Here is a 12,951-nt window from a genome sequence, read left to right as displayed (position 1 = left end):
AATGAACGCACTGATCGAAGTCCTCGACAGGAACCTCGAAGCGATGACGGACATCTCACTCGCACACCTCTTCAAGCTCGGGCTGAAGCACGACATCTTCCGCAGGCTTACGAGCGGAGCGACCCGCGAAGAGCTTCTGGCAGCGATTCCGGTGTCCAACAGGGATTACCTCGGAAAGCTCATCGACACGTACGTTGCCCTTGGCATCGTCGATGAGTCCGACGGCGTGCTGAGGGTTCCGGGCTTCTCATACGAGTTTAACCTAAGTGCCGAAGACGCCGGAAGGTTGCTCTCTGACTGGGTTCAGGTGCTTGAGGAGATATACAAGATGGCGGACTACGCCTTCATATCCGCGGAGCACCCGAAGATACTCATGGACTTCGACAAGGGTGCCGACTTCTGGGACATGCGCCTGCTGATGGAGCTCAACAGAATCTACCGACAGCTTCTCATAGACCTGCTGGGCCTTGAAGATGGGGTGAGGGTCCTTGACCTCGGCTGCGGCTCCGTTTCCCCCGTGGAGCTTGGGGATGCTGTGGGGCCCAACGGGAAGTACGTTGGAGTCGATTTCTCGCCGGGGCTTCTGAGCATCGCACAGACCCGCATCAGAAACGCCCGGATGGACTGGGTGCTCCTGAGGGAGATGGACATAAGAAAGCTCGTGGTCAAAAATACCTATGACGCCGTTGTGATGAGCTTCGTCCTTGAGTACTTGGAAAATCCGGGTGCGGCGGTTAAAAAGGCCATTGGTACCCTGAATCCGGGAGGGAGGCTCGCCATAGTTGAGCCGTTCAGGGACAACTATCCGCTGATAGCTGCCATGGAGTTCTTTGAGAGCCTGACGAGGGAATTTGTCCGCTTCCCGAGCTCAACCGAGATCATCCATGCCGTGGAGGAGAGCCCCTACGATGTAAAGGTCGACACCCTCGGGAAGTCTGTTCTGTTGGTCACGCGTCTGGTGTGACCCCCTGTCTTCACGCCCTTCAAGAGTATGTTGGAGATTTTCCCAATGTGTCTTTAATTATTCACAGTAGTATCGACCTACATATGTAGGTACACCAGTTTCTACATAATTACCAACAAAAAATCGATTTATATCCAAAGATCACTAAGATATATTGCAAAATCCCTAATGGAGGTGCCAGGATATGAAGTTGCTGAGGAAGAAGAGGGGTGCCATTGGTATCGGTACCCTGATAGTTTTCATAGCCATGGTTCTAGTGGCCGCAGTGGCTGCCGCGGTTCTCATCAACACCAGCGGCTACCTCCAGCAGAGGGCGGAGGCCACGGGCAGGCAGACGACCCAGGAGGTTTCAACGGGCATAAAGATCGATGCGGTGACCGGCTACGCTCCGAGCGCGAACAACATGACCCTGATGACGATCCAGGTTTCCCTTAACGCCGGAAGCACCCCCATTGACCTCAACCAGACCAAGATCTACCTCGACAACGGCCAGAAGCAGGTCGTTCTCTCCTACGGAAACGCCAAGGCTACCATAAGTGGCGACATGTTTGACACGACCTCGCCCGCCTGGAACAGCACCAAGGTTGACGGAACCCACTTTGGAATTCTCATTGTCCAGGATGCCGACAACTCCCTCAACGGGAACATTCCGACCCTCACCACCGGCGACATAGCCCTGCTCACCATCAACCTCTCCGCTGTCTTCGGCGGCGTTGAGCCGAGGACCCCGATAACCATTAGGGTAGTTCCGGAGTTCGGTGCTCCGGGCTTCACCAAGGTCATCACCCCGACCGCCTACGGTCTCAGCACCACCGACAAGATTGTCGACCTCAAGTGAAGCCTCTGCCACTTTCCTTTTTCCATAACTTTCCTCGCGGGTGGTTGGAATGTCGTTTTCGTACCTAAAGAACAAGTTCAAGAAGAAAAAGGAGGGGGAGGATAAGCCCGAGGACAACAGGGAGATAATTAAGCTTGATGAGCTGGGACAGGAAGCCGCGGAGGAGGCCGCCCAGAAGAGAAAAGAGGAAGAGGAGCTCCTTACCCAGGTGATGACCAGGGTAAACGAGATCGAGAACGACATTCCTAGGATAAAGGTGAGTATAGACACCCTCAAAGCCCAGATTAACGAGCTCCGCGAGGAGATAGACCGCCTGGATAAGGTGATTAAGGACGTTATGGTGCTCTACGAGATAGTCTCCCAGCAGATCAACCCGTTTAAGGATGTTGATTCCGCTAATCCTCTCCTTGGCGAGATTCAGGAGTTGAGTGAGGAAATTGAGAGGTTGAAGGCCGAAATTGCTCAAATAAAGTCCGATCTGAGGCTCCTTGTGATCGATGGTATGGATCTTGATGACCTGATATACGAAGCCATGTCGGAGGGAGGGGCATGATTACCGAAACCGAGATTGATGAAAGGCTTAGGCGCCTCAGGGGGAAAGTTCCGAACTTCCTGATTGACGACCTCAAAGACCGTCTCATGAAGAAGCGCGACATACTGACCCCGGAGCAGGTTGACAGGATAGTTGACAAGGTACTCCGCACCTACGCAGGTCAGATCGAGAAGCTCTCCCGGCTCGACAGTCGTGTGGATGAGATTGGCAGGTACCTGGAGGAGATACGCAACCATCTGATGAACCTTTCCCAGACGGCTCAGGCTAATCCGTCCATGTTGGAGGAGGCACAGTATCAGCCAATGGGAGGGACCCAGGCTGTGGATTTCGGTGAAATCATGGGGGCCGGAAATAGCGGCGGTTTCAGTGAGGGGTCCCTCGGCAGTGAAAGTCCTGTGGCTGAAGAGGCGCAGTCCCCCGAGCCTCCTTCCCAAAACCAAGCGGAGGTAGTGCCCATGGAGAAGGAGTTTGAGCTTACCAGAGGATTTGAAATACCCCCTGAACTTAAGGATGTACTTGTCAGTCCACCACGCACCAAGGCAAGGCTCGAACACATCCCCAACGACATGGTCTCAACAATGATGGCACTGAAGTGGCTGGGCTTCCTCATAGACAGGGTGGGGATGCAGAACCTCGAAGAGGTGCTTGAGTTCTACTACCAGATCGGCTGGATCTCAGAGGATGTGCTGAACACCCTGCTCAGATACGCGGAGGGCATAAGGCCCCACCACAGGGAGCCGGACTGGAGGCCGGACGAGAAGCTCACGATACAGGATCATCTGGTTTCGCTGCTCTTCATCGAGAGGCTCAGGGGTGTCAGGATAACCCGGGAGGTGCTGGACGCGATAGAGAGGGAAATGAGGGTAATCGGAAGGGTGCTCGAAGACGTGTACGGCGTTTAGGGGATTCCCATGGGGGTCAGTGTGCCAGCGGCCTTTGCAGTGCTGCTCATAGCGATGCTGGTTTCCTTCGGAATGCTCTACGTATCCAGTGAGAATGCATATTCGATGGTTCATAAAGCGACCGAGGACTACAACCAGATGGCGCTCAGGGCAAAGACGTCCGAGCTCGAACTCACAGGCTACAACTATACGGTGGGGACTGGGTTCTATGACATCACATTCAACATCACGAACCGGGGGAGCACCCTATCACCGGTGAGGTGGACGTACATACTCGATGGTATTGTGACCACCACCTCGGTCGTGGCCCCAAGCAGGGAATACCTCCTCCCTGGGGAGTGGACGACCGTAACGGTTCAGAACCTCCAGACGGACCCCACGATAACGTATTCCCTCGTGGTGAGCACTGAAGTTGGCTGTGGGCTGAAGATAAAATGGAAGTGGGTCGGAAACACGACCAACGGATCCCCGCAGGTGGTTAGCAGTGCCTGGTACTGCCCTGTGGAGGGGTAACGATGGCGAGTTCAGTGGTCTCGGAGCTTGTACTGTTCATCGTGTCACTGCTGGTAGCGGGCATGGTAGCTGGGGGTCTGTACGTGGTCACTCAGGATATTTCGAGCGGAATTCTTGTGAAGGGCCAGGACGTGGCGACCAGTCTGCGAACTAATTTTGAGATAATTAACGATCCCGAGAACATACCCGTTTCTGGTTCCTCGTACATCTTCTACGTCCGCAACGTCGGTAAGGACTCATTCTCCTTTGACTCCAACTCGGTTATCGTGATGATAGATGGTGCGATAATCCCCCCTGCTAACCTGACTTTTGACCCAACGGGGGTGCTCGCACCATATGATATCGGCAAAATCTATGTCCCGACCGCGTTCATCTCATCGCCCGGCTATCATAAGATCACCGTTGTCATAGAGACAGGAAAGAGAAAATCCCTCGTGTTCGAGGTGGGGTGATGACCATGGGGAGCCTCCTTAAAATCCAGATACCCAACGATGAGCTTCACAGGCGCCTTGGTGGGGGAATCCCTGCGGGGAGCATAGTCCTGATAGAGGGGGACAGGGGGACGGGTAAGTCTATATTCTCCCAGAGGCTCCTCTACGGCCTTTTGAAGAACGACCACACGGGAACCTACGTTTCCAGTCAGTACACCACCCCTGAATTCATAAACCAGATGGAGTCCCTCGGTTACAGCATAATTCAGGAGCTGATAAAAAGACGACTAATGTTCGTCTCCCTCTACCCCCTGCTTGTCGGGGTCTCCGACAGGAGAAAGTTCCTTTCAAGGTTTGTCGGCGAGCCCAGACTGTGGAAGAGCGATGTCATGATTATCGATTCCCTCTCGGCGCTCCTTCCTCCGGAGCTGGACATGGAGGAGATACGGGCGTTTGCACTGCACCTTAAGAGGCTGAGCTCCCTCGGGAAGGTCACTATAATGACCGTAAACCCCTCCGACATAGACCCGGAGTTCCTGAAAATCCTGGAGGAGGCGTCGAGCCTTCTCATCAGGCTCAGCGTGAAGGTCTTTGGGGGAGACCTGAAGAACTCGGCCACCATAGTGAAGTACAACAACGCGATGGGGATCTTCCAGAAGATAATACCCTTCAGGGTTGAGCCGAGGGTTGGATTCATAGTCGAGATCGCCGCGGTGGTGTGACATGCCTGTTGGGAAGAACGTCAGCGACAGCATCGAAGCTGCAATGGCCCGGAATCCTCATTTGAGGGCATACATAGACCGGTTCGTCAAAAAGACGGGCAAGTTTCCAGAATTCTATCCCCAGCTCAGCAGGGACATGAAGGACATAAAGTATCCAAACATAATCTACCCCGTTGGAGACCCGATATTTATCCACATCTACGGCGATATAAACACCGAAAGGAGGTACATAGTTGTAGAGCCGAGGATAACCGGTCCGGAGGAAGAGAAGAAGTACGACATCCTTAAGGACAAGATACTGGAGCTCGCGCCGGAGAAGAGAATTCCTGAGGACAGCGAAGAGTTCGAGCGCTTTCTGGATGACCTCATGGACGAGGCGCTTAGTAGGATTGGCAGAGGACTGTTCAGCCGCAAGAGGGTCTCGTTCACCGCGGAGGAGGTTGCAAAGTTCCGCTATCTCCTGAAGAGGGATATCGTTGGCATTGGACCTCTCGAACCTCTCATGCGCGACCCCTACATAGAGGATATCCACATAATAGGTGCCAACTACGTCTCACTCATCCACAAGATCTTCGATGCGATGGAGACCAACATAACCTTCGGCGACAACCTCCGATTGGCCGACTACTTCAAAAACCTCAGTGAGAGGATGGGGAGGCCGGTCAGCGACAAGAACCCCATAGTTGACGGAACTCTTCCCGATGGCTCCCGTATCAACATCATCTACTCACCTGACGTCAGCATCCAGGGTCCGAGCGCAACCATCCGTAAGTTCTCGGCGACTCCGCTGAGCGTCGTCCAGCTCGTCAAGTGGAACACATTCTCGGCGGAGGTGGCTGCCTACCTCTGGCTGGCCCTTGAGTACGGCATGAGCATCTTCGTCTGCGGTGAGACGGCGAGCGGAAAGACCACAACTCTCAACTCGATAATCCCGTTCATCAAACCAGACGCTAAAATCTACACCGCGGAGGACACGCCGGAGGTTGTGGTGCCCCACAAGAACTGGCAGAGGCTCACCACCAGGGAGCGCGGACCCGAGGAGAGTAGGGTTACGCTCTTCGACCTCCTCAAAGCGGCCCTGCGTTCGAGGCCAAACTACATCGTCGTCGGTGAGATCCGTGGAGCGGAGGGTGCCATAGCCTTCCAGGCCATGCAGACGGGACATCCTGTTATGGCAACGTTTCACGCCGGCGATATAAGAAAGATGATACAGCGCTTCACCGGTGCCCCCATAAACATCCCCGTCACTTTTATTGACAACCTCAATATAGCCCTCTTCCAGCAGGCCGTTTACGTCCGCGGCAGGTTCCTGAGGAGGGTTCTAAGCGTTGTTGAGATTGAGGGCTACTATGAGGAGCTCGGTGGCGTTGCAACGAGGAACGTCTTCGAGTGGGATTCAGTAACGGACAGGCACATCTTCCGTGGGATGAACAACTCGTACATCCTGGAGAGGAAGATAGCCGAAGTTGCGGGCTATGAGGATCCCAAGGAGATATACAACGAGCTCTTCCTGAGGGCGCGGATAATCAAGAGGATGGCGGAGCTCGGGATAACGGACTACCACGCCGTGCACCGCGAAATCAAGGCGTTCTACGAGAAGGGAATCGAGGGACTGAGCTTCAGGCTGTGAGGTGGTGGAATGCCGGGGGAGAAGGCTGGGATACTGGCGCAGTCTGGCATCACGATGCACGAATACTTCAGGAAAGTGCTCCTGCCCAGCCTGGTTGGTGCCATGGCACTCTTCGCCGCGGTCTTAGTGCTCAAGAGGTTTGTTACCCTCTCAAACGTGATAACCTTTGCTCTGTACGCGATTCCACTCCTGCCCCTAATCTACGCTGTGGGATACCCGTACGCCAAGATAAGCAACAAGAGGGTTCAGATAAACTCGAAGATCCCGTACTTTGCCACGTACTTCGCGGTTCTCTCTACGAGCGACGTCAGCAGGAGCGAGCTGGTTTGGAACCTCGCCACGGAAAAGATACTCGAACCCATAGCCAGCGACATGAAGAAGGTGTACTACCTCATCGCCAAGCTCCACAGGGGGATGCCCGAGGCCCTGAGGTTCCTGGCCAGGAGGACGCCCAGCAAGGTCTTTGCGGACTTTCTGGACAGGCTCGCCTATTCCCTCGACAGCGGTGTTGAGCTCAGGGACTACCTCCTTCAGGAGCAGAAAACGGTTATGGACGACTACGAGACCTTCTATGAGGGAACCCTCTACGACTTGGACGTCTTTAAAGAGGTGTACTCCTCCCTGATAATCTCCGTGGTCTTCATGGTGACTTTCATAATCATCGGCCCAATACTGACCGGGCAGGACATCGTCAGTCTGAGCGCTTTCATGTTCGTTCTCGTCCTTGCCACTGAAATAGGAGTGCTGCTTGTTATAAAGTACAGGATGCCGGAGGACAAGATATGGGCCGACTACGCCATGACCTCCGAGAGGAAGGCCAGGTTCATTAAAGCCGCCCTGATATCCTTCGCAGGAAGTGCCGTCGCGGCTATCGTCGTTGTTCTCGTTATACGGCCGAGATTCAACATTCCTCTCCTTATTCAGGTGGCCATAATACTCTCCCCGGTCATGTACCTTGGCAAGGTTCTGGAGAAGGAGGAAAAGGCCATTCTGATAAAGGACGAGAACTTTCCGGCATTCATGAGGAGCCTCAGCTCGTCTTTGGCCGCGAGCGGCGCTGCACTCCCCCTCGTGCTCAAGTATCTCAGCTCCCACGACTTCGGGGTCCTCACAAGGGATATACGGAACCTCTACCGCAGGGTCTCCATGAGAATAGACAACAGCAAGTCCTGGCGCTACTTTACGATAGACACCGGGAGCTGGCTGATAGGTATCTTCTCTGAGATATTCAACAAGAGCATAAAGCTCGGTGCCGAGCCGGATTATGTTGGGATGGTCATCTCAAGGAACTTTGAGCGCCTGATAAGGCTCAGGAGAAAGCGTGCACAGACAGTTGCCAGCTTCAGGGGGGTTATTTATGGAATAACCGGTGCTTTTGCCTTCTCTGTTGCGGCAGCCTTCCAGGTTGCGGTTTACATGAACCAGCTCTTTTCGAACCTGACCATTCAGGGGGACTTCCTCCAGAATATAATATTCGTTCCCTCGAAGAGCGGTCTTGAGGTGACGAACTACATCCTGATTGTAATACTGATAACCCACTGCCTCCTTTCCGCGCTCTCTATAAAGTTTGCGGACGGGGGCCATATCGGGATTACTGTCTACTACTTCGTTGTCCTCGTGTGGCTGGCAGCGCTTGGCCAGTACATAGGAACCGTTGTGATGGGCAAGATGATGACCTTTTCCTCCCTTTCGGGGGTTTTGATGGGCACCCTGGGGGTGATGCCATGAAGAAACTGCTTGTTCTCGTCCTAGTCCTCATTCTGTTGCCCGGGGTCGCGGCCAGTTCATCACTAAGCGGGTGGCTGGCTTTTCCGCTCAAGATGGGCCATGAAAGCGGAGAAGTTTTAGTTAATGACATATCACTCAAGGACGGCTCGGTGCTGGCGTATCCCGGCGGTGTGGGCATGCGCGTTGTGCCCATCGGCGGCCGTATCGTGTGGGATGACTATTCGTTCTCCCTTTACGACGTCATATACACGTCCGAGGCCATGTACCTGAACACAACCTATGAGTTTCCATATCTCTTGGAGGGCGAGAGGCTCATCGCGGGTAGATACGAACTGCTCATGAAGTCCGTGAGCGAGAATGGGGGGGTTTTGCAGATAACCAGCGGGAACATCTCGAAGGAAATTAACTGCCCCTCCGGAAAGGAGGTCTCCTTCGACAGCCTAAGGATATCTCTGACGCCGATGCCGCTTCTCTTCAACGGATACCTGAGAAGGGGTCAGAACGTATCGGTCGGCGAGTGGGACGTTGTGTTCTACAACTACACGGTTTCCTCTCGGGACGGCCAGCTGACGGAGGTAGTTGACGTCCGCGTCAACGGCAGGCAGTATCTAGCCGAACCGGGGGATACGATAGACACGGGGAGTCTGGTCATAGGCATTGGAGAACTGGTGGGTTCGGAGTACCTCAAAGCCTCCATAAGGTTGAAGGGCGCATACATCCGTGTTAAGGTCCTGCCCTCTTTTGAGGGATGGCTTAGGGAGGGGAAAACGGAAAAACTTGGGCCCTATCTCCTAAGGATAGACAAGGTGTTTGATGGCAGTGCCTATGTGTCAATAATGAACCCCTGTGGCAGGGTCATCAAGTCGGGCTTTATATCCGTGGGCAACTTCTCGTCGGGGCTCTACTACGGCGGCCTTCTCCTGGGAGCGACGGCCTCCAGAAGGCGTGACGGGGCTAGGGAAATCCACGTGGTTGCGTTCATAGACGAGGCCAAGCTACCAAAGGTAACCGATGTGGCACTCCTCAACGTTTCCTTTATTGCCCCGGACAACGCCACGCAGTTTACCCCATTCGACGCGGAGGTCATCATAAAGAACGAGGGACCGAGCGACCTAAGGTACGTCGGGCTGAACATCGACCTCTCGAACGGATTCCGCATCTTAAACGATTACCCGAGGTATCTGGAGGAGATTCCAAAGGGCAAGACGGTTGAAGTTCCCCTCAGGATACTTCCTGAAAAAGCGGGAAACCTGACCCTCGGCAGTGTGGTGGTTGTGGGCCACGCTCCTTACGCTCTTTCCTGCTACGGCGTGGAACAGGTAAGCTTCAGCTCCGAGAAACGGGAGATAGAGGTCACTCCCGCCGAGATCGGCTACCGCATCGTGGTGTCGGCACCGAACGGTACCGTTGGCTCAAGGATTCCCGTAAACGTGACCGTGATAAACACCGGAAACACCGAGCTTTCTTTCACCCTTACCCTGGCACTTCCCGGAGGTTTTGGTTCCATAGCGGAGAACTTCACTGCCCACGGAAAATGGCTGACGAGAACGGACACTCTCTCCCCAGACGAAAGCCGGGTGTATTCTATCACCGCAATCCCGCTGGCTCCCGGTCAATATGAAATCAGCGCCGGGGTTGAGAGCCACGGGAGGGTGTTCTACAACTCCACCATCATAACGGTGGGGGAGAACTCTCCAGCGCCGACCCCCGAAAACGCCTCCGTGGTAAAAAACACCAGCTCAACCTGTGAGCCGAAAGTGGTCACGAAGATAATAAAAGTGCCCGTGCCCAGCAACGAGAGCAACGCAACCACCACAGCCTCAGGGGAAGGAAGTTCCCTGAAAGAAAGGCTTATCTATATTGGAGGCTCCTTCGTGGGTGGGATAGTGTTCATCCTGCTCCTTGCGTGGATAGCCGCCAAGATGGAGGAGGGGTAAACCCAAAACTTTAACTTACTTCTCACCTAATTCTCCCCGGTGGGAGCATGAAGGCACTTGTTGGAACCCTCGTGGACGGGGAGGGCGTTAAGGAGAACTCCGCGGTTTTAATAGAGGGGTCTGTAATCAGAGACGTTGTTCCGGTCGGGAGGTTGGGTGAGTACGGCATCGACGAGGTCTACGGGGGGAGGGGATATATCATCCTGCCAGGCCTTGTGAACGCGCACACCCACGTCGCGATGGCAAAGTTCCGGGGGCTCGGAGAGGACGTTCCTATCGAACAGTGGCTCAACGACGTCATCTGGCCGGCGGAGCTTGAGTGGACGCCGGAAGAGATTCGTCGCTGGGCCCTTCTCGGAATGGCGGAGGCCCTGGCAAACGGCTCGACGGCGATAAACGACCACTACTTCTTTGCGGACGAGATAGGGGAGGCGGCAAGGGAGCTCGGAATCAGAGCCTTTATAGGCCAGACTATGATGGATTTGGTGGAGTTTCCAATTGCTGAGCCAGAAGAGGGTTTTAAATTCTTTAAGCGCTGGAGCGGGAATGATGAGCTTGTAAAACCCATCCTCGCGCCCCACGCCACAAACACTGTCTCACTTGAGCTGATGGAGGAAATCGGCGGCTTTGCTCACGAGAAGAACGCGTTAATCCACGTCCACCTCTCCCAGAGCATGGCGGAGGTTGAGACGGTAAAGCGGCGCTACGGCCTAATGCCCGTGGAGTACCTTGAAATGGCCGGTGTCCTGGACGATCACCTGATCGGCGTCCACGGCATCTACCTGAGTGAAAAAGAGGTTCCCCTCTACGCGAAGAGCGGCGCCACGCTCGTCCACTGCTCGCTGAGCATGGCAAAGCTCGAAGGCAGGATAGCCCCGATAATCGAGCTGGCCAAGAACAGAACGAACATAGCCCTCGGCAACGACTCCCCGAACCCTGTTGGACTCATGGATCCCTTTGAGGAGATGCGCTTTGCTGCAGTTCTCAACAAGGTCTGGCGGAGAAGGACTGACGTTGCCAGTGCCAGGGAGGTCTTCCGCTGGGCGACCGCTGGCGGTGCCAGAGCTCTGAAGCTGAAGGCGGGCCTGATAAAACCTGGATATCTTGCTGACCTCGTGCTGATAAACGCAAGAAAGCCCCAGTTCCTTCCGGGGGAGAACCTGTATTCCCACATCGTCTACTCAACGAGGGGCAGTGACGTCGAGCTTGTGATGGTGAACGGGGAAGTGGTCTACAGAAACGGCCTGTTCATAATGATAGGGAAAACCCTGGAGGAGCTGTGGAAAGAGGTCAGGCCTTCCGGACGATGAGCTTGACGCCGTCAACGTCAACGACCTCGACGGTTTCGCCTATTTTCAGCTTTTCGTCCCCCTCGGCCAGGGCTATCCATCTGTCTCCCTCAAGCTCGACTATGTAGTGCTCCCTGCCTATCTCGACGACCCTTCCGTGCTTGCCCTTAAGCTCGAAGGTGTACTTGCCCTTTCCGGCATCCCGGACGTCCCTCTTTATGTACCTGCCAACGAGGATATAAGCCACAACCGCAGCTACGAGGGCCAGGACAAAGCTCTCGGTGAAGTTCACGCCAAAGCCCAGCAGGAGACCGAGGACCACCATTGCCACTCCGATTGGGGTTATGAACGCGGATACCATCATGTCGAGGACTATTACGAGCAGTCCAAGAATCAAAAGGGAAATTGGGAGGATATCCATCCGCACCACCGGTCTAAATCACTCCATCATGTTCTTAAGCTTTTTCAGCTCGTCCTCTGAGGGGCTGATCGATGCGCTCTCATTTCCTGGGTTGTCCCCCTTGGGGGGCCTGGGCTCCGGGAGGGGAGTCTCCTTGACCTTCTGGAGTATCCTCAGCAGACCGATGAGAGCTTCCGTGTCGTAGGGCACTATCAGGTTGCCGTACTTTGCAAGCTCTGGCATCTTCTCGATGTACTGGAGCGTGAGGTACTTCTCGTCTGCCTGGCTCAGAGCTTCGAGAACCTTCCTTATCGCCTCGGCCTGGCCCTCCGCCACGAGTATCTGCCTCTGCTTCTCACCCTCCGCCTTGAGTATGGCAGCTTGCTTCTGTCCCTCCGCTTCCTTAATGGCGGCCTCCTTCTTACCTTCGGCTATAAGTATCATGGCCCTCTTTTCACGCTCGGCCGTCATCTGCTTGGCCATCGCGTCCTGAATGTCCTTGGGCGGGTCTATGCGCTGTATCTCGACGCGCGTAATCTTGACGCCCCAGCGGTCGGTTATCTTGTCGAGCTCCTCCCTCAGCTTGGCGTTGATTATGTCCCTTCCGCTGAGGGTCTCGTCGAGCTCCATCTCACCTATGATGGCACGGAGGTTTGTCTGTGCGAGCTTGATTATGGCCATCAGGAAGTTGCTGACGTTGTAGATGACCTTTATGGGGTCGAGGATCTGGTAGTAAACGACGGCATCGACGGTGACGACCACGTTGTCCTTACAGATGACCTCCTGGGGAGGCACATCGACGACGTGCTCGCGCATGTCCACGACCTTGACGCGCTCCATAAAGGGGATTATGAAGTGTATTCCCGGCTCCAGGATTCTGTTGAACTTTCCGAGCCTCTCAACGAGGCCCTTCTGGTACGGGCGGATAACCTTTACGCTCAGCAGGAGCATTATCAAAAGAAAAACACCCAGTATGACCAGCGCGGCACCAGCGAATACTGCCATTACCATCGCCTCCAGTGATTTTTCATGGGACATGAAGTT

General features: G+C 54.6%; 13 protein-coding genes. 11 read left to right on the top strand and 2 right to left on the bottom strand.

The window, feature by feature from the left end; all coding sequences use genetic code 11:
• Window position 1: 1 nt before the first annotated feature.
• From A3L14_RS07955 to A3L14_RS07905, 11 genes are all read left to right on the top strand, one after another.
• Window positions 2–964 carry a class I SAM-dependent methyltransferase gene (locus A3L14_RS07955; RefSeq protein WP_055429513.1) on the top strand — a complete coding sequence of 321 codons (963 nt, stop codon included), beginning with the start codon at window positions 2–4 and terminating at the stop codon, window positions 962–964.
• Between the two features lie 184 nt (window positions 965–1,148).
• Window positions 1,149–1,802, top strand: coding sequence for a flagellin (locus A3L14_RS07950; protein WP_055429512.1), 654 nt, complete (start codon window positions 1,149–1,151; stop codon window positions 1,800–1,802).
• Between the two features lie 49 nt (window positions 1,803–1,851).
• Window positions 1,852–2,355, top strand: a complete 504-nt coding sequence (locus tag A3L14_RS07945; protein ID WP_055429511.1) for a flagella accessory protein C — start codon at window positions 1,852–1,854, stop codon at window positions 2,353–2,355.
• Window positions 2,352–3,257, top strand: a complete 906-nt coding sequence (locus tag A3L14_RS07940; RefSeq protein WP_055429510.1) for a FlaD/FlaE family flagellar protein — start codon at window positions 2,352–2,354, stop codon at window positions 3,255–3,257. Before A3L14_RS07945 ends, A3L14_RS07940 begins: the two co-directional genes overlap by 4 nt.
• 9 nt (window positions 3,258–3,266) lie before the next feature.
• Window positions 3,267–3,770 carry a hypothetical protein gene (locus A3L14_RS07935; RefSeq protein ID WP_055429509.1) on the top strand — a complete coding sequence of 168 codons (504 nt, stop codon included), beginning with the start codon at window positions 3,267–3,269 and terminating at the stop codon, window positions 3,768–3,770.
• A gap of 2 nt (window positions 3,771–3,772) precedes the next feature.
• Window positions 3,773–4,222, top strand: coding sequence for a flagellar protein G (locus tag A3L14_RS07930; RefSeq protein ID WP_055429508.1), 450 nt, complete (start codon window positions 3,773–3,775; stop codon window positions 4,220–4,222).
• A gap of 5 nt (window positions 4,223–4,227) precedes the next feature.
• A complete protein-coding gene (locus tag A3L14_RS07925) occupies window positions 4,228–4,923 on the top strand; it encodes an ATPase domain-containing protein (RefSeq protein WP_055429586.1) in 696 nt (231 codons plus the stop codon).
• A gap of 1 nt (window position 4,924) precedes the next feature.
• The gene (locus A3L14_RS07920) at window positions 4,925–6,553 is read left to right on the top strand and encodes a type II/IV secretion system ATPase subunit (protein ID WP_055429507.1); all 1,629 of its coding nucleotides are present in this window, start codon (window positions 4,925–4,927) and stop codon (window positions 6,551–6,553) included.
• A gap of 9 nt (window positions 6,554–6,562) precedes the next feature.
• Complete coding sequence (gene flaJ, locus A3L14_RS07915; protein ID WP_055429506.1) at window positions 6,563–8,281, top strand: archaellar assembly protein FlaJ; 1,719 nt, start codon at window positions 6,563–6,565, stop codon at window positions 8,279–8,281.
• Window positions 8,278–10,218 (top strand): hypothetical protein, encoded by a 1,941-nt coding sequence (locus A3L14_RS07910; RefSeq protein ID WP_055429505.1) that lies wholly within the window; start codon window positions 8,278–8,280, stop codon window positions 10,216–10,218. The genes flaJ and A3L14_RS07910 overlap by 4 nt, the downstream gene beginning before the upstream one ends.
• A 47-nt stretch (window positions 10,219–10,265) precedes the next feature.
• Window positions 10,266–11,528, top strand: a complete 1,263-nt coding sequence (locus A3L14_RS07905; protein ID WP_055429504.1) for an amidohydrolase family protein — start codon at window positions 10,266–10,268, stop codon at window positions 11,526–11,528.
• Here A3L14_RS07905 and A3L14_RS07900 read toward each other — a convergent pair.
• Both A3L14_RS07900 and A3L14_RS07895 read right to left on the bottom strand, forming a co-directional pair.
• The gene (locus A3L14_RS07900; RefSeq protein ID WP_055429503.1) at window positions 11,509–11,928 is read right to left on the bottom strand and encodes an NfeD family protein; all 420 of its coding nucleotides are present in this window, start codon (window positions 11,926–11,928) and stop codon (window positions 11,509–11,511) included. The genes A3L14_RS07905 and A3L14_RS07900 overlap by 20 nt on opposite strands.
• Window positions 11,929–11,946: 18 nt before the next feature.
• Window positions 11,947–12,912, bottom strand: a complete 966-nt coding sequence (locus tag A3L14_RS07895) for an SPFH domain-containing protein (RefSeq protein WP_055429502.1) — start codon at window positions 12,910–12,912, stop codon at window positions 11,947–11,949.
• Window positions 12,913–12,951: the final 39 nt, after the last annotated feature.

This window comes from Thermococcus thioreducens, from assembly GCF_002214545.1.
Classification (GTDB): domain Archaea; phylum Methanobacteriota_B; class Thermococci; order Thermococcales; family Thermococcaceae; genus Thermococcus; species Thermococcus thioreducens.
The sequence above is the reverse complement of the archived record's forward strand: the minus strand, read 5'-3'. Positions and strand labels throughout refer to the sequence as shown.